Source organism: Borreliella japonica (assembly GCF_900099615.1).
GTDB lineage: Bacteria > Spirochaetota > Spirochaetia > Borreliales > Borreliaceae > Borreliella > Borreliella japonica.
Genome location: NZ_FMTE01000002.1, coordinates 338981 through 364764 on the forward strand (window position 1 = coordinate 338981; position 25784 = coordinate 364764).

A 25784-nucleotide genomic window follows, 5' to 3' on the forward strand; every position below is an offset into this window, starting at 1 on the left:
AACCCTTTTAAATCAAACTTAATCTAAGTAACTATTGATATCTTCAAAAGACATAATTTTTATATTCAAATTCAAAGCTTTTTTAAGCTTTGATCCAGCTTTTTCTCCTACAACAAGGAAATCCAAACCTTTAGTCACACAAGTTTTAAAAATTGCTCCTTTATTTTCCAACTTGTCAATAACAATAGGCCTAGAATAACCATTAAAAGTTCCAGTAATGCAAAACTTTTTACCAACCAATAACTTATTTTCATCATCAATCACAATACACTCTTCCATTTTAAATTCTAAATCTTCAAAAAATTTAAACTTATTAAGCATTATTGAATCATTAAAAGCTTCAATAATGCTTAAAGCAATTTTTTCTCCTATGCCTTTAATCTTCAACAATGTTGAAAAAGCAAAATCCCTATCTTGACAAAGACTAAAAAGCTTTGAAAATGAATTTAAATTATTGAAAAATAATAGCCTTATTGTATTTTCTCCTAACTCTTTAATTCCCATACTAAGAAGTAATTTACTAAATGGTTTTTTCTTGCTGGCTTCAATTGAATTTATTAAATTATTAATCTTTTTATCTTTAAACCCTTTAAATTCAAGAAGTTTATAAAAATCAAATGTATAAAGGTCAATTTCTGAAGAAATAAATTTTTTTTCGAAAAGAAAAGAAATGGTCTTATCAGAAAACCCTTCAATATCCATGCAATTTTTACTACAAAAATATTTTATTCTCTCAACTACCACTGAAGGACAATTATTATTTGCACAAAAAAAATGTGCCCCCTTTTTTTCTACAACCATTTTGCAAGCTGGACAATTATCAGGAACCTTAAAAAATCCTTTTGAAAATTTATTTATCACCATTTCAACAGCAGGAATTACATCTCCCCTTCTTGAAACCTTAACGACATCACCAACATTCAAACCAATAGACATTATATAATCCTGATTGTGCAATGTTGCGTTAGTAATAAAAGCCCCTGAAACAAAAATTTTATCAATATTGGCAACCGGAGTAATTTTACCACTACGACCAACTTGAACAACAATACTATTTACCTTACTAAAACCTGAAAGCGCTTCAAATTTGTAAGCTATCGCCCATTTAGGATGATGTGAAGTGTACCCTAATTCTTCCCTTAAAACAAAATCACTAACCTTAATAACAACCCCATCTATTTCATACTCAAAAGAATTTCTATTTTTTATTATATCTTTTATGTAATTTAAAACTTCTCTAATTGAACTTTTTTGATCAAAAAACCTAATCAAAGGATAAACCTTAAAGCCCAATTTCTCAAGTCTTGCAATAGCCAAATTATTAGTTTTAAACTCTAATCCAGCATTCAAAAAATCATAGATGAAAATATTTAAGGGAAAATTAGCAACCTCTTTGCTATTAACCCTTCTAAGTATCCCTGAAACTAAATTTCTAGAATTAGTATAAGGCTTTTCCAAGCATTCATTTATTTTAAAAAAATTTTCTTTAGTAATGTAAACCTCACCCCTTAATACCAAATCAACCTTTTCATCAAGCAATAAAGGAATATGCCTAATGGTTTTAATGTTTTTAGTAACGTCATTACCAAATTTTCCATTACCCCTAGTAAGAGCTTTTTCAAGAATACCATCTTTATAATAAAGAACAATAGAACAACCATCAATCTTTGGCTCAACAGAAATATTAAAAGAATTGTTAAAATCAATCTTTTCTATCCATGATTTTAGCAAATCAAGATCATAAACCTTGTCAAGACTTAATATAGGAGTAAAATGCTCAACCTCTTTAAAATCATTCAAAAGATCGCTGCCAAATTTAAGAGTGGGAGAATCTAAGGTCTTATATTCGGGGTACTTACTTTCTAGTTCTTTAAGCCTTAAAATATGCTTGTCATACACAAAATCTTCAACACTAGGCAAAGAATCGACATAGTACTCTTTATCCCACTTTCTGATCAATTTCTTCAAGTCTTCAATTTCTTGCTGTATTTTACTGCTCATAGGATAAAATTTAACATATTCTTTATTATTTTATCAAATAATCTAAATTCACAAGCAAAAACCACTTTTTTATTATACAAAATACAAAAGAATATCAAAAAAACAAAACATTATTTTTACTTATTTTCAAATTAAAATAATCTTTAAATAAAAATACCAATCAAAAGACAATATTATAAAAAATGTGAATTATATTTTAATTGTCGTTAAAGTATTTTAATATGCTAAAATGGATAAAGGAGTGCATTTTGGAAGAAAGCAAAAAAGCTTTAATAGCTGATGACTCACTTTTTATGAGAAAAAACCTAATAAAAATCTTAAAGCAGTTAGGATTTAAAGAATTTTTAGAAGCCGAAGATGGGATTCAGGCTGTTAAAGAATTTGAGAAACAAAATAATATTGATTTAATAACGCTAGATATAACAATGATGGGAATGGATGGAATTACAGCTCTTGAGAGAATGTATGAAATTAATAAAAAATTGCTTAAAAAAGTTAATATATTAATGGTTACAGCTATTGGAAAGCAAGAATTAATACAAAAAGCTTTATCTCTTGGAGCTAGGGGATACATTACAAAACCTTTTAAAAAAGACCAAATAATAGAACAAATTAAACTTTTAGATTAGAGGAAATTTTGATAACAAAAGAAAAAATATATAAACAAACACAAATAAAAACATCAAACCCCCTCTCAATATTGATAATGCTTTATGAAAGAGCAATACAGGATTTAAAAGTTGCCAAAGAGCTTATAAAAGATAGAAATTGGAAAAATGAAATTAAAGCTAATGAAAAAATATTTCATGCACAAGAAATCATTACTGAATTAATGTCAACCTTAAATTTTGAACAAGGTGGGGATATCTCTACAAACTTACTATCAATATATTCGTTTCTAAATAAAGAGCTAGAAAATGTTCTTTTTAAAAAAGAAGTACACAAAATTGACAATGTTATAAAACAGTTGCAAATATTAAACTTTACCTGGAAAGAGCTTAGAAAAAAAGAAAATAATGTTACTCACAATAAATTAGGAATCAATATTGTCGGCTAATGAAATTTTAAAAAAATATTTGAGCAATTTATTATTAGAATTAAAAGAATTAAAGTTGGTATTAATAATAGAAAGTGATGAATTGCAAAGAGAAGAAATAAGAATATTAAATGTAACCAATCCTAAAAAAGATTTAATCCTAGAATCAATCAAAAACTATTATAAAACAATAAATGCGTGGTTGAAATCTAAAAATCAAAAATTGGATGATTTCAACCATTTAATTAAAGAAATTAACCTGATAAAAGAAGAAATATATATTAAATATCAAATTTGTTATAAAATCTTACAACGAATTATAAATGCAAAAAGAAAAATTCCAAAAATTAAAAAACATCAAAACAGTATTACAACAAACAATTCACCCATGATGTTAGATATCAAAATATGAAAGAACTTTACCTAATTGACGCACTAAACATAATATTTAGAAATTACCATGTAATGAAAAATTATCCGCTTTTAAACAGACAAGGAGAAAATGTAAATGCATTTATCGGCTTTTTTAAAACATTATTTTTCATAATAAAAGAAAAAAATCCTACACATTTGATCGTTACTTTTGACTCGGAAATACCAACTTTTAGAAAACAAAAATATCCAAACTACAAAGCAACAAGAGACGAGCCTCCATCTGATTTAATACCTCAAATCAGATGGATAAAAGAAGGCCTTTTAAAGGCAAAAATACCAATCTTTGAGCTCGAGGGATATGAAGCTGACGATCTTTTAGCTAGTTTTGCAAAAAAAGCTGCAAAGAACAACTATTTAACTTACATTATTTCTCCCGACAAAGACTTGCTACAAACAATATCAGAACGCATAAAGATACTTAAAATTGAAAACAACAGCTTTGTTGAAATGAACAATGAGTACGTAATAAAAAAATTTGGAATAAATAGCTTTCAAATAAAAGATTATTTAGCTATTGTTGGAGACAGGTCTGACAATATACCTGGAATAAAAGGCATTGGCCCAAAAGGAGCAGCAAATTTATTAAAAGAATTTAAAACCTTAAAAGGAATATATTCAAATTTAGAACTAATAAATAAAAAACATCAAGAAATTTTAATCAAAAAAAAAGAAAATGCTTTTTTAAGCTATGATCTTGTAAGTCTTGAAGAAAATTTGAAAATTCCAGAAATTGAAAACTTCGCCTTAAAAAATTTTAGTGAAGAGATAATATCTTTGTTTGAAAAGCATTCAGCAATTACTCTAATAAAAACTTATAAAAATAACATCTTAAAACAAGAAAAAGAACATGTGGGCCAAAAAAGCCTATTTGATCAAGACCCTGCTACTAATAGTTTAGACACCCTAAATACAATTGACACAGAAAATGTTAAATATCACGCAATAACAACAAAAAAAGAACTAGACAATTTAATAGAAGGCCTTAAAAAGGCTAAATACATATCAATAGACACAGAGACATCTTCACTTGACATCTACACAGCAAAATTAATTGGAATTTCCATTTCATTTAAAGAATTTGAAGGTTACTATGTTCCAATCGAAGCTAAAGGAAAAATTTACATAGAAAAAAATTATATAATACAAAAATTTAACAGTCTCTTTAAATCAAACCCAAAAATAATTGGTCAAAATTATAAATTTGACTATAGAATACTAAAAAATAATGGATTTAATCCTATACCGCCTTATTTTGATACAATGATTGCAGCATACCTTATTGACACAAACTCAAAAGTATCGCTTGATTTTCTTGCAGAAAAATATTTAATGCATAAAAATATTAAATATGAAGATGTAATACAAAAAAATGATAACTTTGCAAATATATCTTTAGAAATGGCAACAAGCTATTCAGCTGAAGATGCTGATATTACATTTAGATTATTCAATATATTTACCGAAAAATTAAAAGAAGACAAACTCTGCGAGTTGATGCACGAAATAGAAATGCCTTTTAACAATGTAATTATAGAAATGGAAGAAAATGGCATTTACCTTGATAAAGAATATTTAAAAGAATATGGAAAAGAACTTGCAAAAGAATTGGAACTAATCGAAAAAGAAACAATAAAAAGCATAGGAATTGATTTTAATCTAAATTCTCCAAAACAAATGCATGAAATTTTATTTGAAAAATTAAATCTAAAATTACCAGAAAAAATGAAAAAAGATTCAACTGATATAAAAGTGCTTGAATCTCTTAGAGGGCAGCATGAATCAATTGAAAACCTAATAAAACACAGACAAATTGCAAAATTGAGAAGCACTTACACAGATAATTTGGCAGAACTAGTAAACTATAAAACAAACAGACTACACACAAGCTTCATACAAACAAAAACAGCAACTGGCAGAATCACCAGCATAAATCCCAACTTACAAAACATACCAATAAAAGAGGAGAAGGGTCGAAAAATAAGAAAAGCATTTAAACCGGAAAATGGAAATATTTTCATTTCAGCTGATTATTCTCAGATTGAGCTTGCCATACTTGCTCATTTATCACAAGATGAAGCCCTTATTAAAGCATTTGAAGACAATAAAGACATTCATGCAGAAACTGCTTCTAAGCTTTTCAAAATAGAAGAAAAAGAAATCACTCCCACCTTAAGAAGAATAGCAAAATCTATTAATTTCGGAATAATTTATAGAATGTCGAATTTTAGACTTGCAAAAGAACTAGGAATTACAATCGAAGAAGCAAAAGGATTTATAAACTCTTACTTTGATTCTTATCCAAAAATCAAAGAGTTTATAATAAATCAAATAAACTTCGTAAGAAATGTTGGATATAGTGAGACTATCTTAAAACGAAGAAGATATATAAAAGAAATTAATAGCAATAATTATCTAGAAAGATCTGCCGCAGAAAGAATAGCAATAAACAGCATAATTCAGGGAAGTGCCGCTGATATCATGAAAATTGCAATGGTCAAAGTATTTAATGAATTTAAAAGTAAAAAATTGGAATCTAAAATATTACTACAGGTGCACGATGAAATGCTCATTGAATCTCCTATTGAAGAAGAAAATGAAGTGAAAAAAATATTAAAAATCATGATGGAAACCGCTTATACATTAAATCTACCTTTAAGAGCAAATATTGAAACGGGCAAATCATGGGGAGAAATCCATTAATCATTGGAATAACAGGTAGAATTGCATCTGGCAAAGATACTGTTTCTAAAATAATTAGCAATAAATATGGATTTTACGAAATAAATGCAGACAAGCTTGGACATTCAGTCTTACACGAAAAAAAAGAAGAAATAGTTAAAATATTTGGTAAAGAAATATTAAATACTAAAAATGAAATAGATAAACTCTTGATAAGAAATCGTGTATTTAATGACAATGAAGAATTAAAAAAACTTGAAAGCATATCACACCCAATCATACTTAATAAAATAAAAAAAATCCTAATTCAAAACCAATCTACAAAAATAATAATCAATGCTGCTCTACTTTTTAAAATAAATTTAGAAAAACTTTGCGACTATGTAATTGTGGTCAAAGCAAAGACTCCTATAATAAAGAATAGATTATCATATTCTATTCCAAGCATCGACTCAAACATAATCAATAAAATACTCAAAATCCAAAAAGATATTTTTTTTAAAAAAAATATTATAAACTTAAGAATAATCAATATAATTAATAACAAGAATTATTCATATCTAGAAAAAGAAATTAAAAAAAAAATGCAGGAGATAATTAACTATGAAAGATTTGAATGAAAACAATGACAATAACAAAGGATTTTTTGTAGCACTAACCTCAATTGCAGCAGTTTGTATCATAATATTTCTTGGAACAATTATTTTCTTTCCAAACAAAAATTTGGCCTCAGAAATTGCAGAGAAAAATATTGTTTTAGAAGAAACCAAAGATCAAAAAACTTTAGAAAACATTGGCCAAAATGAAAAATCTTTAAAGGTATCTGAAACTCCAAATGAAATAATCATAGATTTAACACAAGATTTAAATAAAGAAAAAAAAAATATAACTCAAAAAGTACCTGCTACTTCTCAGAAAACAAAAATTATTGAAAAACCTCAACCTGTAACTCAAAAAGTACCTGCTACTTCTCAGAAAACAAAAATTATTGAAAAACCTCAACCTGTAACTCAAAAAGTACCTACTACTTCTCAGAAATCAAAAATTATTGAAAAACCTCAACCCATAGCCCAAAAAGCTTTGAATGTTGACAACATATATGACCCTAATACAGAATATTACATACAATTTGTATCACTCTCGGACCCAATCAACGCAGATAATTATATTCAAAAATTACTCAAATATAATATAGTTGCCAAAATATATTCTGCAACAGTAGATAATAAAGATATTTACAGAGTAAGATCTGGTCCTTATAAAACAAAATCAGAAGCAAAAGCAGATTTAAAAAAAATAACAGGAATAAGCGAATTTAAAGAAACTTATATATTACCCGTTAACAAATAGAGTATAATTATTAATATATTTTTGATATTTTTCTACATATTCTTCATGAATCTCAACAATAGGCGAAACAACATGCTTAATCTTTGCAAGCTTCAAAAAAGAATCATTTAAACTAGCAAATTCTCTTAAAGAATAGAATGCTTGAATTGCCCCCCCCATAATCTCTGAATGCTTAAAATCAAAAATCTTTAAATCTTTGCCAAGAATATTTGCTTTTATTTGATTTAAAAGCAAATTATCAGAATTGGATCCACTAACAAAGATACTTAAAACTTCTTTTTTACAGGCTTTTAACTCTAACAATCTATTGTAAAAAGCAAAACATGCAAACTCAAGTATTGCCAAACCGATCTCTAATGGATTTTTTATGCTACCAAAAATTCCTTTACCTAAATCTTTGCGCAGATAAGGATCTAAAATAAATAAATCATTAAAAAGTCTGATTTTGCTTGGATAAAAGTATACATTATCTAAAGCAACACTTTTAACAATATTTTTTAAAAGAAACTCAAAAGTCAAACTTTTTTTATAAAAACTGTCTTTTAATAATTGAATCAAATATCCAAAAGGAACAATTCTCCCAACAATAAAATATCCTTCTAAAAAATAAGGATATTCCAAAGAAAATCCTGGTAAATATGTACTTGAAACAAAATTGAACCCTTCGCTTGTACCCATTCTATTTGACACAATTCCCTCTTGAAAAGCACCGCTTCCCACCAAAACATTCAAATAATCTGATCCCGCATTAATTACACTAATTCCGCTGTTTAGCCCAAATTCAACTCCCGCTTTATCGGTTACAACGCCAACATTTTCTCCCATTTTTATAAACGGAGGGAATTTCCTCTTATCAAGCCCATATTTTTTTATTTCTACATCATCCCAAATAAAAGGAATATACTCTATACTCGGAAAGCTTGTAAAAAGCTTTCCTGTAAGCAAATAAATAAAATACTCAAAACAAGAAACAAAATAGCTTATCTTAGAATAAGTTCCTCTTTCAACTGCACTAAGTACATAAGGCAAAAATACAGACTTTCCCTTAAAATCAGACTTAATTTTAAGGGAATTCCAATGCAATACCTCTAAAGGAATTAAATTTGAATTTAAAGCAATCAAACATGGTGAAATACCACTAACAGAAATACAATCTATTTTGCTAGACTGAAAATTGGCTATGGCTTTTTTAAAAGAAAAAAGCCAGACATTAAAATCAAAATTTTCGAAATCGATATCAAAATAATCTGAATAGCTAATATCAATATAACTTAAAACTCCATTTTCAGAATTAACCAATGCCGCCTTTAAAACACTAGTGCCAATATCAATACTAAGAGCATTCATAAATTAATCTTTGTTAATCAATTTTTGAATATCATCTCTTCTATCAAGAATTTTTTGTAAACCAACTTTATTATAAATTGCAAATATTGCATTCGCAAAAAGATGTGCAACATTAGCTTCATGATACCAAGGCTTATTTATTAATTCATCATTATGATAAACGGCATTCGTTCCAATTATTTTATAAAAATACCCCTCCTCATAAGCTTTGTCAAAATATTTAATAGCATCTCCATTGAAAAACGGTAAACTAATCCCACATATAATCTTTTTAGCACCCATACTTTTAAGCAATTTCATTGCCTTAATCAGAGTACCACCAGTAGCCAACATATCATCACTCATAAAAACATTTTTACCTTCAACATCTCCTAAAAGTTTAGTTACAGAAATATTTGAATCAGCAACATCATTTGAAATTCTTGAATAATCTCTCTCCTTATAAAGCAAAGCAAGGGGACTCTTAAGGCTTGATGCAAAAAATTTATTCCTACTCACAGCACCTGTATCGGGTGAAACAATAACTAAATTAGAATCTCTAATGTCGATCAAATCCCTAAGAGACTTAAAGATTTCATAAGAAACATTTAAATTTTCAAAATAAACTTTCCTAAATACGTTCTCAATGGCCTTTGAATGAATGTCTAAGGTTAAAATATGCCTAATCCCCAACTCTTCTAAAAATCTTCCAATGAGACTTGCCGTTAAACATTCTCTTGAGTGCTTTTTATCTTGCCTTGAATAAGGATAAGACGGAATAATAACACTAACAGAGTTGGCTTTAGCCTGCATACAAGCATCTATTGTTGTCATTAAATTCATTATATGATCATTAACTGTCATAATTATTTTTTCGCTACTATTTATCTCAACTTCATAAGTATTGGAAACATCTTGAACAATAAAGACATCCTTATTTCTAATTGTCTTTAAAATTTCAGTTTTAAATTCACCATTGGCAAATTTAACAAACTTTACAGGAATTTCTAAAGGTTCTTTGCTTTTAAGACTAGATAAACTAAGACCTTCTAAAAAAGGAGATAAAACTTTTTCAATTCTAAAAATTTCTTCCTTTAGGGCTTTATAATCTTGACATATACTATCTACAATATCATTTCCAACATTTATAAATATTCTTTCAAGCTCTTTTATTATTTTACTAGCAAAAACCTTGCCCCCAGGACAAGCAATAATTCCTATTGATTTTTTTTTAAGTAAATTCACCTAGTTCCTCATTCTTTCTTTTGACAATTAATATAGCTTATACATACAAAAATAACCAAAAATTTTTAAAGCAAGGTCATTACAAAATATTTTAGCTTTAATACTAAAAAGAAAAATCGAAAAATTCCATTAATAGCAAAAATAAATATTATGTATAATCTTAAAAACAAAATTGACTAAACTACACAATTCCAAATTCAAAGCCTATTCCAAACTTGAAATCAGAAAATTTAGAATTCTTAATATTCCAAACATAGTAACCTTCAAGAATTAAAAAAGAAAATGAAAGTCTAGCACCAATATCCCAACCCATTGTCCCCAATTCTGCTAAAACAGAATCTGCAGCAGAGGTAGCTATATTGATCTTAGGACCTGTGAAAAACGCTAAGGCTAAAACAAAAAAATCTAATTTTGTATAAAATCTCGGTGTTATTCCCATAATAAATGAGAAATTTTCATTTGCAGTTCCATCTGAACGCTTTATTACTTTAACAAGATTCATGTCAAACAAAAGCTCTCCTCCAACAGAAATAAAATCATCAAATTTAGCACCAAATTGCGAATAAATCCCATATTTTACTCCAGATTTAGCAATATTGGCCAAATCGGCAAAACTTTGGACTATATCTTCTTTCTCTGTTGGGGATGATGAATTTGAAGGCAAATTTTGCTTAAGCTTTGCATTAATCTCTAAAGCCTCATTGTAAAAACTTGAAAAAGGACTAACAGGAAAAGAAGCTCCACCCCCAAAATTGAATTCAAAATTAGTATCTGCAAAACCATTGACTACAAAAATACCAAACAAACATAAAATTAAAATTTTAAGCCTCATCATATACAAACTCTCCTACAAAAATTTATGAAAAATAAAACAGGGTTTATATTGCACACCTTATTATATAATAATTGTTATAAAGTAAAAAGTATATAATAATTGTTATAAAGTAAAAAGTAAACAAAAACTTAACTATTAACAGCTGAAGAAACTATTTCTTCAGCACCACTTGGTATGGGATGATTTAACTCTTTATATTTTAAAATATATTTTTTTGAATTTTTTTTGTCGCCCTTTAAATGGTAAATATAAAAAATATTAAATAAAGCCTCTTTATTTGCAGGAGCAAATTCTAGAGTTTTTAAATAATAAATCAAAGCATTATCTAAATCATTTTTCTTAAAGAGCAAATATCCCTTCAAATTAATTAACAATATATTTTCTGGATCTTCTTTTATAATGGGATTAAGTTTCAATTCAGCTTCTACATATTTTTTCAAATTAATGCAAGCCAAGATAAAGTTATAGCTTGAGTCATCACCAGCATTAATATTAAATTTAATAGATTTCTCATAAAGCAAAACAGAAGTTTCATCATTACCAAGCTCTTCATTTAATTTAGCAAGCTTATAATATTCATCCGATATGTTTTGATATTCCTTAAAAATAGAGCTGCAAGACAAAACAAAAACAACAATAAATAACAACTTATACATAAAAATTTACTTAAATCCTTGATACTATTTAAATTATTGAAAGTAATAAAATAGAGCTAAGTCCAATAATAATCAAAACACAAAACTTTAATGCTATTAAATTTTAAAATTAAACAAATCATATTGATGATTATAGAATAAAATCTATCACTCTAAAAGATATCCATAAATAAGCCCTCCTGTTTGAAAACAAAAAACAAAAGGGCTTTTAATATTATCTAAAAAAACAAATTAAAGCTTTTCTTGGTCATACTTGTTAAATATATTTTCTGTTAAATATTTACCAACTGATCTTTTGTCCTCAACAAGTTTAGATATTACACTAAAATGTCTTGGTTCAATCTTAAAATACTTATAAGCTCTTCCATCCTTAAAAAATACGGAAAGCTCAGACACAGAAGAATCATAACCTACCTGTGATATTTTGCTCAATTCATTAGATATTGTTAAAGTTTCCAACTCAAATTCCTCCAAATAATTATCTTAGGAGTATAATAATAAAGTAAGAGTTAATTCACTAAATAAAAAGTTTTAATCAATAAAATCAAAATCTACTAAATGATATATTCCCTAATATAAGAATATACATTAATGCAACTTTAATCAAGCAAACTATAAACATCATATTAAATAGTTTAAATTCCAATCTATCCAATCTATCCAATCTATCCAATCTATCCAATCTATCTCATAGCATAAAATTCTATGAGATAGATTTTTAAAAAAAAATTTTGTAAAATTATTCAGATAGTTAATCTTCTATTCACATATCATCAGGAGGAACAATGTCTAATGGACTACAATAAATTACGAAACATAGGTATTAGCGCTCACATCGATTCAGGAAAAACTACTCTTACAGAACGCATTCTTTTTTATTGCAATAAAATCCACGCAATTCACGAAGTAAAAGGCAAAGATGGAGTTGGCGCAACAATGGACTCAATGGAACTTGAAAGAGAAAGAGGAATCACAATAGCGTCAGCCGCAACTCACGTTGAATGGAAAGATTTTCCAATAAATATTATTGATACACCCGGTCACGTAGATTTTACAATTGAAGTTGAAAGATCTCTTAGAGTGCTTGACGGAGCAATATTAGTTCTTGACTCTGTCGCTGGAGTTCAATCCCAATCAATAACTGTTGATCGACAACTTAAAAGATACAACGTGCCACGCCTTGCATTTGTAAATAAATGCGATAAAACCGGAGCAAATCCCTACAACGTAAAAGATCAACTTAGGTCTAAACTTGACTTAAATTCCGTTTTAATGCAGATCCCAATTGGATTAGAAGACAAACACATTGGGGTTGCAGACCTTATATTAATGAAAGCCTACTATTTTGAAGGAAAAGATGGAACAGAAATAATAGAAAAAGAAGTGCCCTCAGATCTCTTAGAAGAGGCAAAAAATAAACGAGAAATAATGCTTGATAATCTTGCCGACTTTAATGATGAGCTTATGGAATTGCACATGGAAGGAAAAGATGTCCCTATTGAAATAATATACAATGCAATTAGAACCGGAACATTGGCTTTAAAATTATGTCCTGTATTTATGGGATCTGCTTATAAAAACAAGGGAGTACAATTACTCTTAGACGCTGTAACCAGATTTTTACCATCCCCTCATGATATAAAAAATACTGCTCTTGACCTCAATAACAATGAAAAAGAAATCGATCTTAAAATTGACAACGACCTCCCAACTGTTGCTCTTGCATTTAAACTTGAAGACGGACAATACGGCCAATTAACCTATGTCAGAATCTATCAAGGAACTTTAAAAAAAGGACAAGAACTTATCAACTCAAGAACTTCTAAAAAATTCAAAGTTGGAAGACTTATCAGAATGCATGCCAATAATACAGAAGATATTGAATTTGGAGGAAGTGGTGACATTGTTGCTTTATTTGGAATAGAATGTGCATCAGGAGACACATTTTGTGATCCATCAATCAGCTATTCAATGACATCGATGTTTATTCCAGCCCCAGTAATTTCTCTTTCTGTAAAACCGAAAGACAAAAAATCTGCTGACAATATGGCAAAAGCTCTTGGAAGATTTACAAAAGAAGATCCAACATTTAAAACTTATGTTGATATTGAATCAAACGAAACAATAATTCAAGGCATGGGAGAATTACACTTAGAAGTTTACATTGAAAGAATGAAAAGAGAGTTCAAAGCAGAAGTAGAAACTGGAATGCCGCAAGTAGCCTATAGGGAAACGATTACAGGAAAAGCTGAATTCAACTATACCCACAAAAAGCAATCTGGAGGAGCTGGTCAGTTTGGAAGAGTTGCCGGGTTTATGGAACCTCTTAACAAAGAAGGAGAAACATATGAATTTGTTAATTTGATAAAAGGAGGAGTAATTCCAACAGAATACATCCCATCATGTGACAAAGGATTCCAAAAAGCAATGGAAAGAGGAACATTAATTGGCTTTCCAATAGTTGATATAAAAATCACAATCAATGATGGCCAATATCACATTGTTGACTCATCTGATATTGCATTCCAATTAGCAGCAATTGGTGCTTTTAGAGAGGCTTACGAAAAAGCAAAACCTACGATCCTTGAACCAATAATGAAGGTTACTCTTGAAGGACCTACTGAATTCCAAGGAAATATGTTTGGACTTTTAAATCAAAGAAGAGGAATAATAACAGGTTCGCTAGAAGACGGAAGTTTTTCAAAAGTTGAAGCTGAAGTGCCTTTAAGCGAGATGTTCGGATTTTCAACAGTCCTTAGATCCTCTACTCAAGGAAAAGCAGAATTCTCAATGGAATTTTTAAAATATGGAAAAGTTCCAAGCGCTATATTTGATGAACTTCGCAAGAAATTTAACGATCAAAACAAATCTTAATAATAAATAATAAGGAGGCTTTATTATGATCGATTTAGTACAAGAAAAACAAGATATATTAATAAAAAACAAATTTTTAGCCAAAGTTTTCGGACTTATGTCAATTGGACTTTTAATTTCAGCAATATTCGCATATGCAACCTCAGAAAATCAAACAATCAGAGCAATAGTATTCTCAAATCCAATGTCATTTATGGCTATGATAATTATACAATTTGGGCTTGTATATGCAATAAGTGGTGCTATTAACAAAATATCAAGCAATACCGCAACAGCTCTTTTTTTGCTATACTCAGCATTAACAGGAGTAACATTATCTTCTGTATTTATGATTTATACACAAGGATCAATAGTATTCACATTTGGAATTACTGCTGGAACATTTCTTGGAATGTCTGTTTATGGATACACAACAACAACAGATCTAACAAAAATGGGAAGCTATCTGATAATGGGCTTATGGGGAATTATTATTGCATCTCTTGTTAATATGTTTTTTAGAAGCTCAGGGCTTAATTTTCTTATATCTATCTTGGGCGTAATAATATTTACAGGACTAACAGCTTATGACGTTCAAAATATTGCTAAAATGGATAAAATGCTACAAGACGATACTGAAGTAAAAAATAGAATGGCAGTTGTAGCATCTCTTAAGCTTTATTTAGATTTTATAAATTTATTCTTATATCTTCTAAGATTTTTGGGCCAAAGAAGAAACGACTAAAATAATAATAAAAACATTTTTATAAAAAATTCAATCAAAAATGAATGCTTTAATTTAAAGCATTCATTTTTAGAGGTTTCAATGAGCATAGATAGCTTAGAATTCGAAGAAAGCAATACTCAAAATGTAATAAAAAAAAAATTTGAATTTGAAGGATATATTGAAAGTAATAAACCAATAATAATAGAAGGAAAGCTCAAAGGCTTAATAAACTCATCAAGCTCAATTTATCTAAGGGAAAAGGCTAATGTTGAAGCTGAAATAAAATGCCAATATTTGCTAAATCATGGCAAAATAAAAGGAAATGTTGAAGCTTTAAAAACAGTTAAAATCTACAAAACCGGCAAATTAATAGGGAACATTAAAACCAAAGAACTTTTTATTGATTCTGGAGCAATATTTAAAGGGAATTGCGAAATGGAGGATTTTGAAGAATGAATTTTTTTTTCCTATTACAAATAACTTTAATTCTGCTATCCAATTCAAGCTTATTATTCGGACAATCACAGATTATTAAAGAAAAAGAAGACTCTCTTCTTTTGTATAAAGAAGGAAAATTTAAAGAAGCTATTTTAAACACGCTAGAAGAAATTCGGTTAAATCCTAACAACTTAGATGCTAGGACAATATTGATATGGAGCTTAATAGCTATAGGCGAATATAAAAGAGCTGAAAAAGAGGCTATCATGGGTCTTGGTATTAAAAAATATGACATAAGAATTATTCAGGCACTAGGAGAAGCTTATTTTTTCCAAAAAAATTATGAAAATGCATTAAAATACTTTCAAGAATATATCAGCCTTGATCCTAAAGGAGCAAGAATAATAAAAGTTTATAATTTGATTGCAGATTCTTTCTATGAGCTAAAAAGATACAATGAAGCAGATTTTGCCTACGAAAATGCATTACGATTTGCTCCTAATAACCAAAATCTATTAATAAAATTGGCAAGATCAAGAATAAATGCAAAAAATAAAGTATTAGCAGAAGAAGCGCTAATCAAACTTCTTGCAATCTCTCCTAATAATCTAGAAGCAAAAGACTTACTAGAAAAATTAAAAAAAAGCAACAGCAAACCTTGACATTCAATTTATAAAAACTTATTCTTATTGTTAGCAAATTAATAAACCGGGCTGCTAGCTCAAGTGGTAGAGCATCGGACTCTTAATCCGTTGGTTACAGGTTCAAGTCCTGTGCAGCTCAAATTGTTAAGTACCTTTTTGGTATAAATTGTTAATTTTATGCCAATTTAACTTGACATTATTGGAAATTGAATATATTATTACTTTCGATGGTCATAAAATGACTTTTGGGCTCATAGCTCAGGTGGTAGAGCAGCGCCCTTTTAAGGCGTTTGTCGTAGGTTCGAGTCCTACTGAGCTCACTTTTTGTCCTCTTCGTCTATCGGTCAGGACTCCAGGTTTTCATCCTGGCAAGAGGGGTTCGATTCCCCTAGAGGATGTCTTGTTAAGAAAAAATTATATTCAACATTTCCACTTTCTAGTAGAACTAAAAAGTGGAAATGCTCCTTTAAATAAGAATAAGCTATTCTGGTATTAATAATATCTCTGCTCTTTCACCAAGGTTAATTTTCTTAAAAAATTCGTTTATCAAATCTTTGTTTAAATTCGTCTCTATAAACTTAACACCAAAATTATTTTTAAATACCCCATACCAGGATAATGATGCTAATATATTTGAAATCCAATAACTATTCTTCTCTGAATTTATCTTTGTATTTTTAATATAATTTTTCTTAACATAAGAAAAATCTTTATCATCAAAATCTATTTTTTGCCTTTCAATCATATAGCGATTAATAGAATTTAAAACATTATCCAACTCTTTAGGCTCAGTAGTAAAAAAAATAGACAAAATACCATCAGAATCTACATTTTTCCTTATATTAGCGTCAAAAGAAGCTTGAATTGCATAAACACTAGACATTTTTTCTCTAATATTCTTTACAAGGCCATCTGTTAAAAGATCAGCTAAAGCATTTAAATTTAATGAGGTCTCTGCTAAATAATTAAATTTAAAAGGATAAACCACATAAGCAAAGCTAGTTGAATTTTTTCCCTTCCTTACAACTATTTTATTAAAATTTTTACTGTAAGAATAATCTAAATCTTTATACTCGCTTATTTTTTTAAAGTCAAGATTACCCAAATATTTCTTTGAATAATCTTTTATTGTCTGAATATTCGAGTCTCCAACAAAGACAAACTTAAAATTGTTTGCATAAGTAAATCTTTTTTTATAAAAAGACAAAATATTTTCTTTTGTAAAATACTGTAAATCACTATCTTTTGCATCTTCAAATCTAGGATCATTATTGTTTAAAAATTTACTAATAGCTTTTTTAAAATGATAATTGGAACTATTTTCATTGCTCTTTATTAATTCTTTTATATTATTAATAGCATTTTGCAAAAAAACATCATCAATCTTGGGTTCCTTAAAAGTAAAATATATAAGCTCAAAAAGAGTTTCAAGATCTTTTTTATCTGAACTTCCAACAATATATGATTCTTGAGCTCCAACACTAACGCTTAAAGAAACAGCTTTATCTGATAAATATCTTTCAATCTCTAATGCAGAATAATCACCATACCCTGAACCAGATACTACCCCGGGCGCAAAAGTTAAAACAGGAATAAGTTTTAAATCTTCATTGATTAAACCACCCCAAGAAGTTGCTCTAAAATCGATTACATCCTTTTTTTGATCATTATATTTAAAATAAACTTCAACCCCATTTTCAAGAACAAATGATGAAATTTCATTTTCAAACTCATTTTCTCTAACAATATCTTTATTATCTAAAGACTTCTTAAAAAATTTACCTTCAATTGAAGAATTCTCATAAGGCTTAAACTTTCTTTTTAAAGCTATCTTTTGAAGATTATCAATATCTTCAAAAGCCAAAGTAGGATGTATTCCTCCAGAATAAGAATAAAAAATTGCACAATTTTTCACATCAAATTCTCTTCCTACAAGATTGTTTATTGTTTTTAAATCAATTTTTTCCAAATATTGACCATAAAGATCGCAATATTCAATCATATCGAATTTATTAGAACTATTGACAGCAATTTCTATTAAATCTTGAAAAATAGCCTGTGAATTTGTTTTACTTACATTCTTTTTCCTTAACCCTAAAAATTTGAAAAATTGAGATCTAACTTTTTCAAACTCACCCTGGGTAAATCCAAATTTTCTTATTCTCTCAAGCTCATAAAAAAAATCTTCTATTCCTTCTTTCAAATAAGCTGTATTAAAGTTTAAGGAAATCGATCTTGTAAGAATATTATTGTTATCTGATTTAAATGAAAAAAAATCTTTATTTGAAACATTTTTAAAATGCCTTACCCCATCAGTCTTTAACTCAGAAAATCTATTTTCAAAAAGAGCAGCCAATAAAGACCTTTTAACATCGACTAAAACATCAGCTTTAGTTTGAACAAAGTTAACAATTTCCTTTTTGAAAAACATCAAACAAGGCTCTCCTACTTCCAAATCTTCTAAAAGTAAAAACTTATCCTTAAACTTTACATCTAAACTTGCTTTTACCTCTTTAATTTTATCAGTTGGATTTTTCCAAGAAATAAATTGTTTCTTTATTTTCTCTTCAATTTCTCTAGGATCAATATCTCCTACCACAATAACACTTGCAAGTTCTGGCCTATACCACTTTCGATAAAATTTCTTGAAATCTTCTGGCTGAAAAGATAAAATCTGCTCTTCAAGTCCAATAGGATTTCTAAATTCATAAATACTTCCACTTGCTAAAAACTTATACATTTTTTCATAAATCCTTCTAGGATAAGTTTCGCCAAGCTTTTTTTCCTCAATAATAATATTACGCTCCAGCTCTATTTCTTCTTTCATAAAACTGATTTGAGAAGCCCAGTTTCTCAAAATATTTATAGATTCATCAATTTCATCTTTATTATTAGCATCTGACAAATCAAGTCTATAATAAGTAAAATCAAAACTAGTAGCAGCATTAATATCAGCACCAAATTGCATTCCAAATTTCTTAAGAACATCAACAATAGAATTCCCTGGATAATCTTTTGTACCATTAAAAGCCATATGTTCAAGATAATGAGCCATGCCTCTCTCATTATCTTCTTCATTAAGAGAGCCTACATTAAAAACAATTCCCATATTAACAGCATTCTTTGGGGTTTGATTTTTATAAATATAATACCTTAGTCCATTAATAAGTTTACCCTTTACCAAACTTTTATCTAGCTTTAACTCATTAGAAACACAAGAAAACAAAAAAAATAGAAAAACACTTGTAAATTTACAATAATTTTTAATTCTTTGATAATTCATTTGCACTCCCTCTTCTTGAATTTATTTTTTCAGAATAAACTTTATTCAACGCTTTGAAAATAGATGAAAATCCAAAATCATTCCAATCTTTTAAACTCTTTAGCTTAGAAACTGGAAATAGTTCATAAAATAAAAACAACAACTCTTCTTTGCTTAATTTTGGAATATCATTTAAGTAAACGTTTTTATTTAAATCTTCTAGATAAACGAAAGGATTTAAACGCTTATCTAGAAGAAATTTATTTAAATTGGGCATTAAAATGCTTTTATTATAAATTTCAATAGTAGTATATTCTCTTGGCACATTATCATAAAAGTCGTTATTCAAAAAAGAATCTAAAATAATAAATTTATTATCCTTAACACCTACATTTCTTCCATCTAAAGTCTTTAAAAAGCCATCCTTACTAATATAAACCAAAGTATTTAAATCCTTTGTAGCATTAAAGATTAGCCTTGCATTGTTATAAACCTTAGATTGTATTGAATGTCTAATATTATTATCTACTGCTAATTCTTTGTCATTCTTTAATAATGAATTTATATTTTTTTCCTTTAACGCCTTATAAGCTAATTCAATATATTCTAAAGCACAACTATTTACCAAAGTAAGTTGCTCTCTTTTTAGCAAATTAATAAGAAACATCAATTCTTCCTTTTCAAGGCTACGATAAAAACTAAAATCATTTAAATCAATACCAAAACCAAAAGTAAAACTAAATATTAAATAAAAAATTGCAATGTTTTTTTTCAATCTAGCTTCCTCCCTTTAACTAACTACATCAGACAACTCTAAAAAAACAGGACAATGATCACTTCCCATTACTTTGTCTAAAATTAGAGATTTTTTAACATTTCTCTTAAAAAATTCATTAACAACAAAATAATCAATTCTCCAGCCCATATTTCTCTCCCTGGCCCTTGTCCTATAGCTCCACCAAGTATAACAACCGGGTTCCTTATTAAATATCCTAAATGTATCCACATATCCTTTGTTCAAAAAACTATCTAGCCAAGTTGTTTCTTCAATATAATATCCGGGAGAGTCTCTATTAGAATCAGGATTTATAAGGTCAATCTCGGTATGGGCAATATTAAAATCACCACAAATTACCACATTTTTTCCGCCATTTACAAAAGAATCCATAAGATTCTCAACATAAGATAAAAAATCAAGTTTATAAACAAGTCTTCTTCTTAAAGCTTGAGAATTAGGAAAATAACCGTTAATCAATACAAAATTATCGTAGTATGCTATAAGGCCTCTACCTTCATTGTCAAAAATTTCTTTTCCAAGTAAGTTTACAGCAATAGGTTTAACTTTGGAGTAAATACAAACGCCACTATAGCCTTTAATCTTTGACTTTGAAAAGTAAGAATAATAATTTTCAAGAATTAAATCCTTTGGCAACTGATCTTTTAAAGCTCTGGTTTCTTGAACACATAAAATATCTGGAGTATATTCTCTTACAACCTCAAGAAAACCTTTCTTTAAAACAGATCTAATTCCATTTACATTCCATGAAATTAATTTCATAAATCCTCTCTAAATTTAAATCAAACATAAATCTTTAATCCATCATAAGCTAAATAGATATTATCTTTTTCTAAATAATCAAATTCCTCATGCATTATATCGTGTGCAATATGCGTAAAGTAAGAAATTTTAGGATTGATTTTTTTAACCTCACAAATAGCCTCTGAAAAATTTAGATGCGCAGGATGAGGCTTAATCCTCATAGCATCTATTATAAGTAGATCTAAATTTTTTAAATAATCATAAGACACTTCAGGAATAAATTTAACATCAGTAAGATAAGCTAAATTTCCTATCCTATAACCTAAACTAACTATCTCTCCGTGAATCAAAGGAATTGGGACTATCTTTAAATCTTTAAAAAAAATGGGCTCAAAATCTCTAATAACATTGGGAATAACATTTGCCTTTCCACTTACAGAGGGTTTGGATGAAAAATTATGCGAAAAAGCATTCACTATGTGAACCATAGTAGTATCTCTAGCATAAATATTTAAAGAAGCATCTCGTGTATAAAACTTAATGTCATCAAAACCCATAATATGATCATAATGTTCATGGGTGTAAAGCACCAAATCAAGCTTATCTACATTCTCTCTTAAAAGTTGTTGCCTAATATCAGGCCCTGTATCAATCAACAATTTAATATCAGAAGATACCTTAAGAAAAAAAGAACTTCTCAATCTTTTATTTTTGCTAAAACTTGAAGTACAGACTCTACAGCTACAATTCAACATAGGAACACCACTTGAAGCACCAGTTCCCAAAAAGGTCCCGACCATATGTTACTACCTTTCGCCTGTAAACATACTCTATTTTAACACAATATTTTATATTAAACAAAAATAAACTCTCTTAATCAAAGAGCCTTCGCCTTACATCTAAAATTAAATTAACACTATTTAATAAGCAATTCTGTAAACTATTTTGGAAAAAATGCTTTTATGCTTATAATTATTTAAGGAAAAATTATTTTTATGGATACGCAAATTTATGAACTCATTTTCTTAACCAGCTTTAGCATATTTTTAATAGTAAATTTATTTAACTTTAAAAAAGAATTTACTTATGAAGACTATTTCATAATATTCCCAGGTGCGTTTTTTGTAATAACTTTATACTTTACAGAAATCAATCCATTAATGCTATATATTGGCAGTATATTCTTAATCTTTATGATAATCATCTTCTTTAAAAACATAAAGACAATAATAAATAGAAGAAGAAGAACTAAGAGCAAGCTTATAAAGGAATCAAAAAGAATATTTCTTTCAATCTTGCTAAAAACAATACTTGTAATGCCCACTATTTTAACCGTTATTATTGCAACCATTTTTTCATACTTGGCACTTTTTGTAAATTACCCCAAAGATGAAGGCAATAGCTATAAAATTGGATTCATAAGAATTAAAGATCACAAAAATGATTTAAACTTATCGATTTGGTATCCTGTAAGCTCAACATTAGGCCTTAAAAAACAAAATCCATTTCTTTTGTATGAATTTAATCCTTTTTTCATAAATGAAATGAACTATTTACCAAAACAGAATAATATATACAAAGAAGCCTTTATTAGTAATAACCAAAAACTATATGATTCTATCTTAATTATACTTCCTTATTATTCTCACGATTCAATGTTCAAATCCCTAATTAGCAAGCTTGTTAAGAAAGGAAAAATTGTTTATTTGTATTCACCAAAATACAAACATATGAAAAGTTACGATTTTATTAAAAATAGCAATAAAAGTATATTTAGCTATGTAATCAACAAAAGCATTAGCTATTTAATTGAACCAGTCAATATCTTTAATGAAAAAGCTGATATCACATCTACTGAAGATGATATTCAAAACATTATTGAACTAGCAAAATCAAGCCAAAATTTAAAATTTTTAAATTCTAAAATGAACCTTAATAAACTAACGTTAATTACACTAGGAAATCAAGCAAATATTGCTAATTTTATCATTACAAAAAACACAAACATAGCAAAATATATCAATATAGGGGGAAAACCACAAACAATAAGAAATTTAAAAAACTTACAACTAATTCTAAAAGAAAATGAAAAAGAGCTCCATACAAGAGTTAATAATACAAATTCTATAAAGCTAATAAACATAAGTAATATTGCAGAAATTTCTGATCTTATTTTTAGCAGAAACTATTTAAAAAGTTTTAATTTTTTAAAAAACAAAAAATCAATGCTATCAAAATTCAACTCTATAGTTGCTGAAATTAATAAATTTATTGAAGAGGAAAAATAATAATGATAAAAAAATTCTTGCTATTTGCAATGATCAATATCTTTCTAACAAATAAAGCTCATAGTAATGAAGAGGTAATCGAAATAAGTACTAAAATACAAAAAGAAAAGTATATTCCCTTTTTAATAAGTAGGGGAAAAGCTCAATTAGAAGACCTTGTAAAATATACTCTAGAAATAAATCCAGATCTTGACAAAGATTATGTAAATAATATAGCTAAAACCTATATAGACGAATCTTTGATTGAAGGGATTAATTACGACATTGCATATGCTCAAATGCTACTAGAAACAGGGGCTCTAAAATTTAATGGGATAGTATCAAAAGAACAACACAATTTCTCAGGAATAGGCGCTACTAATAATCTTACAAAAGGAAATTCTTTTCCCAATATTAAAGAAGGAATTAAAGCTCATATTCAACATTTAAAAGCTTATGCATCAAAACAAAATATCAACTCAAGTGTGGTTGACCCTAGATTTTACCTTGTTAAAAGAGGTTCTGCTCCAACAATATATGATTTGACTGGAAAATGGGCAAAAGACAAATTTTACGATAAAAAGCTTAAAAAAATATTATTAGAAATATTAGAATATAATAATGCAAATAAAAGCTAAAAGCTCACTATATTATTTTCTAGAAGAGATATACTCAAAATACAATAAAAAAAAATTTATACATCCTGATCCTTTAGAATTTTTATACAAGTATGAAAAAAAAGAAGACATTGAGCTTGTAGGCCTAATTAGTTCTTCATTGTCACTTGGAAGGGTAGAAAAAATTTTAGAAGCAATAGAGAAAATACTCAAACCACTTGGCAAATCCCCTTCCGAGAGCCTTAAGCTAGTCAATGAAAAAGACTTAAAAGACATATTTAAAGGATTTGTTTATAGATTTTTTAAAGAAGAAGACATTGTAAGACTACTATGCACCTTAAAAATAATAAAAGAACAGTATCATACACTTGAAAATCTTCTTTACAGTATTTATTACAAAAACCAAAATTTTATACTTAGTATAGATAAATTAATAAAGCATATGGAAAAAATAAACGGAAGAGAATTTGGGATACTACTTCCAAAACCTTCAAAGGGAAGTTCTTGTAAAAGACTTTTTTTATTCTTAAGATGGATGATACGCAAAGATGATGTCGATTTGGGCATTTGGAACAAATTCAATCCCAATAAGCTTATAGTACCAATGGATACACATATGACAAGCATTGCCTCAAAACTATTTAAAATCAAAGAAATAAAAAACGTAAATCTTAAAAAAGCAATAAAAATTACAAGCTATTTTTCAAAAGAAAATAAAGAAGATCCTGTAAAATACGATTTCTCTTTAACCAGATTTGGAATAAATAGAGATTTTAATAAAGAAAAATTACTAAAAAATATTGATAAACTATAAAATTTGAGTACAAAACCTTTAAAATAAAAGATACTCAAATCATTAAAATAAAAATACCAATTTATCATAAAATAAAAAGGAGAATCAGTGAACAACCTTAAAGACAAAATAAATGCTTATAGCAAATTAATTTTGGGGTCTTGGCAATTTGGAGGAGGATATTTTAAACAAGTTGAAAAAGAAACCGCCAAAAAAATATTAAAAAAAGCATATGATCACGGGATTAGGAATATTGATACTGCAAGAGCTTATGGGAATGGAATTTCAGAAAAAATAATTGGCGAAATAATATCGGAGAATCCAACAATAAGAGAAAATATTTTAATTGCAAGTAAATGCTATCCAATGGAAATTTCAGAATATGCAAAGAACTTCAATGAAAGTCTTCAAAATTTAAAAACTGATTATATAGATATTTACTATATACACTGGCCTAAAAACGATTTTGACCTAAGACCAATCGCATCATTTCTTGAAGAAATGAGAGCAAAAGAAAAAATAAAATATGTAGGTGTAAGTAATTTTGAAATATCTCACATGGAAAGCATAAAAAAAGTTTGCAAAATTGACGTAAACCAAATAGGATACAACCCCCTATTTAGAAATAAAGAAAAAGATGTAATTCCTTACTGCGAAGACAACAATATTGCTACCATATCATATTCAACAATTGCTCAAGGACTTTTATCTAAAACTAATATAAAAGACAAAAACAAATTTAATAATAACATAACAGAAAAATTGGTACTTTTTAAAAAAGAAATTTGGCCTTATACTTTAAAAACCATAAATAAACTTGAAAAGATAGCAAAGAGAAATAATTTAACAATTTTAGAACTAACATATTCATGGCTTAAAAAAACAAAATTAAGCGGATTTATAGTGGGCTTCAGCAAAGAAAATCATGTAGAATCAAACTTTAATTCATTTAAAGTAGAAATTAATGACAAAGTACACAAAGAGATTACATCAATCTTAGATGATTTTAATCATCTAACAAATAATTTTTCAAATTTATTTAACAAAAAAATTTGAAAAATTATAAAAACTAATATTTAT

The 25784-nt window shown here is 27.9% G+C and carries 24 protein-coding genes and 2 tRNA genes; 16 read left to right on the forward strand and 10 right to left on the reverse strand.

From position 1 onward, the window contains the following. Positions 1 to 18: 18 nt before the first annotated feature. A complete protein-coding gene (ligA, locus tag BLO14_RS01525; RefSeq protein WP_091972032.1) occupies positions 19 to 2001 on the reverse strand; it encodes an NAD-dependent DNA ligase LigA in 1983 nt (660 codons plus the stop codon). Between the two features lie 248 nt (positions 2002 to 2249). Between ligA and BLO14_RS01530 the strand changes: the two genes are divergently transcribed. From BLO14_RS01530 to BLO14_RS01555, 6 genes are read left to right on the forward strand one after another with little or no spacing between them, the layout of a single operon-like run. Further along, positions 2250 to 2630 (forward strand): response regulator, encoded by a 381-nt coding sequence (locus tag BLO14_RS01530; protein WP_091972034.1) that lies wholly within the window; start codon positions 2250 to 2252, stop codon positions 2628 to 2630. A gap of 8 nt (positions 2631 to 2638) precedes the next feature. Then, a complete protein-coding gene (gene fliS, locus BLO14_RS01535; protein ID WP_091972036.1) occupies positions 2639 to 3058 on the forward strand; it encodes a flagellar export chaperone FliS in 420 nt (139 codons plus the stop codon). Beyond that, on the forward strand, positions 3048 to 3449 hold the full coding sequence (locus BLO14_RS01540; protein WP_091972038.1) for a hypothetical protein: 402 nt from the start codon (positions 3048 to 3050) through the stop codon (positions 3447 to 3449). Before fliS ends, BLO14_RS01540 begins: the two co-directional genes overlap by 11 nt. Continuing rightward, entirely contained in the window at positions 3446 to 6172 is a 2727-nt protein-coding gene (gene polA / locus BLO14_RS01545) for a DNA polymerase I (protein WP_091972040.1), read from the forward strand. Before BLO14_RS01540 ends, polA begins: the two co-directional genes overlap by 4 nt. Continuing rightward, positions 6154 to 6771, forward strand: coding sequence for a dephospho-CoA kinase (coaE, locus tag BLO14_RS01550; RefSeq protein WP_091972042.1), 618 nt, complete (start codon positions 6154 to 6156; stop codon positions 6769 to 6771). Before polA ends, coaE begins: the two co-directional genes overlap by 19 nt. After that, positions 6755 to 7501, forward strand: a complete 747-nt coding sequence (locus BLO14_RS01555; protein ID WP_091972044.1) for an SPOR domain-containing protein — start codon at positions 6755 to 6757, stop codon at positions 7499 to 7501. The genes coaE and BLO14_RS01555 overlap by 17 nt, the downstream gene beginning before the upstream one ends. Here BLO14_RS01555 and BLO14_RS01560 read toward each other — a convergent pair. From BLO14_RS01560 to BLO14_RS01580, 5 genes are all read right to left on the reverse strand, one after another. Then, positions 7484 to 8848 carry an FGGY-family carbohydrate kinase gene (locus BLO14_RS01560; protein ID WP_091972046.1) on the reverse strand — a complete coding sequence of 455 codons (1365 nt, stop codon included), beginning with the start codon at positions 8846 to 8848 and terminating at the stop codon, positions 7484 to 7486. The two genes, BLO14_RS01555 and BLO14_RS01560, sit on opposite strands and share 18 nt — an antisense overlap. Before the next feature lie 3 nt (positions 8849 to 8851). Beyond that, positions 8852 to 10072, reverse strand: a complete 1221-nt coding sequence (locus BLO14_RS01565; RefSeq protein WP_091972048.1) for a ribose-phosphate pyrophosphokinase — start codon at positions 10070 to 10072, stop codon at positions 8852 to 8854. Positions 10073 to 10253: 181 nt separating this feature from the next. Further along, a complete protein-coding gene (locus tag BLO14_RS01570) occupies positions 10254 to 10907 on the reverse strand; it encodes a hypothetical protein (RefSeq protein ID WP_091972050.1) in 654 nt (217 codons plus the stop codon). Between the two features lie 128 nt (positions 10908 to 11035). Then, complete coding sequence (locus BLO14_RS01575) at positions 11036 to 11563, reverse strand: tetratricopeptide repeat protein (protein WP_091972052.1); 528 nt, start codon at positions 11561 to 11563, stop codon at positions 11036 to 11038. 231 nt (positions 11564 to 11794) lie between these two features. Next, a complete protein-coding gene (locus BLO14_RS01580) occupies positions 11795 to 12022 on the reverse strand; it encodes a KTSC domain-containing protein (protein ID WP_091972054.1) in 228 nt (75 codons plus the stop codon). 333 nt (positions 12023 to 12355) lie between these two features. On the opposite strand from BLO14_RS01580, the gene fusA reads away from it, so the two are divergent. The 6 genes from fusA to BLO14_RS01610 all read left to right on the forward strand — a co-directional run bounded on the left by fusA (position 12356) and on the right by BLO14_RS01610 (position 16545). Next, positions 12356 to 14437: an elongation factor G gene (fusA, locus tag BLO14_RS01585; RefSeq protein ID WP_091972056.1), complete on the forward strand. Its 2082-nt coding sequence runs from the start codon at positions 12356 to 12358 to the stop codon at positions 14435 to 14437. Positions 14438 to 14462: 25 nt separating this feature from the next. Continuing rightward, the gene (locus BLO14_RS01590) at positions 14463 to 15161 is read left to right on the forward strand and encodes a Bax inhibitor-1/YccA family protein (protein WP_091972058.1); all 699 of its coding nucleotides are present in this window, start codon (positions 14463 to 14465) and stop codon (positions 15159 to 15161) included. Positions 15162 to 15242: 81 nt separating this feature from the next. Further along, complete coding sequence (locus tag BLO14_RS01595) at positions 15243 to 15599, forward strand: bactofilin family protein (protein WP_091972060.1); 357 nt, start codon at positions 15243 to 15245, stop codon at positions 15597 to 15599. Continuing rightward, positions 15596 to 16243, forward strand: coding sequence for a tetratricopeptide repeat protein (locus BLO14_RS01600; protein WP_091972062.1), 648 nt, complete (start codon positions 15596 to 15598; stop codon positions 16241 to 16243). Before BLO14_RS01595 ends, BLO14_RS01600 begins: the two co-directional genes overlap by 4 nt. A gap of 48 nt (positions 16244 to 16291) precedes the next feature. Beyond that, positions 16292 to 16364 (forward strand) — tRNA-Lys (locus tag BLO14_RS01605). Between the two features lie 108 nt (positions 16365 to 16472). After that, positions 16473 to 16545 (forward strand) — tRNA-Lys (locus BLO14_RS01610). A 161-nt stretch (positions 16546 to 16706) separates the two neighbouring features. Here the strand turns inward: BLO14_RS01610 and BLO14_RS01615 are convergent. From BLO14_RS01615 to BLO14_RS01630, 4 genes are read right to left on the reverse strand one after another with little or no spacing between them, the layout of a single operon-like run. After that, on the reverse strand, positions 16707 to 19508 hold the full coding sequence (locus tag BLO14_RS01615; RefSeq protein WP_091972064.1) for a M16 family metallopeptidase: 2802 nt from the start codon (positions 19506 to 19508) through the stop codon (positions 16707 to 16709). Beyond that, positions 19489 to 20262, reverse strand: coding sequence for a hypothetical protein (locus BLO14_RS01620; protein ID WP_091972066.1), 774 nt, complete (start codon positions 20260 to 20262; stop codon positions 19489 to 19491). Before BLO14_RS01620 ends, BLO14_RS01615 begins: the two co-directional genes overlap by 20 nt. A gap of 15 nt (positions 20263 to 20277) precedes the next feature. Beyond that, positions 20278 to 21045, reverse strand: a complete 768-nt coding sequence (xth, locus tag BLO14_RS01625) for an exodeoxyribonuclease III (protein ID WP_091972068.1) — start codon at positions 21043 to 21045, stop codon at positions 20278 to 20280. A 20-nt stretch (positions 21046 to 21065) separates the two neighbouring features. Continuing rightward, positions 21066 to 21827, reverse strand: coding sequence for an MBL fold metallo-hydrolase (locus tag BLO14_RS01630; protein WP_091972070.1), 762 nt, complete (start codon positions 21825 to 21827; stop codon positions 21066 to 21068). Between the two features lie 195 nt (positions 21828 to 22022). Between BLO14_RS01630 and BLO14_RS01635 the strand changes: the two genes are divergently transcribed. The 4 genes from BLO14_RS01635 to BLO14_RS01650 all read left to right on the forward strand — a co-directional run bounded on the left by BLO14_RS01635 (position 22023) and on the right by BLO14_RS01650 (position 25760). Next, on the forward strand, positions 22023 to 23315 hold the full coding sequence (locus tag BLO14_RS01635) for a hypothetical protein (protein ID WP_091972071.1): 1293 nt from the start codon (positions 22023 to 22025) through the stop codon (positions 23313 to 23315). Between the two features lie 2 nt (positions 23316 to 23317). After that, complete coding sequence (locus tag BLO14_RS01640) at positions 23318 to 23932, forward strand: glucosaminidase domain-containing protein (RefSeq protein WP_091972073.1); 615 nt, start codon at positions 23318 to 23320, stop codon at positions 23930 to 23932. After that, positions 23916 to 24725: a TIGR02757 family protein gene (locus BLO14_RS01645; protein WP_091972075.1), complete on the forward strand. Its 810-nt coding sequence runs from the start codon at positions 23916 to 23918 to the stop codon at positions 24723 to 24725. Before BLO14_RS01640 ends, BLO14_RS01645 begins: the two co-directional genes overlap by 17 nt. 87 nt (positions 24726 to 24812) lie before the next feature. Beyond that, a complete protein-coding gene (locus tag BLO14_RS01650) occupies positions 24813 to 25760 on the forward strand; it encodes an aldo/keto reductase (RefSeq protein WP_091972077.1) in 948 nt (315 codons plus the stop codon). Positions 25761 to 25784: the final 24 nt, after the last annotated feature.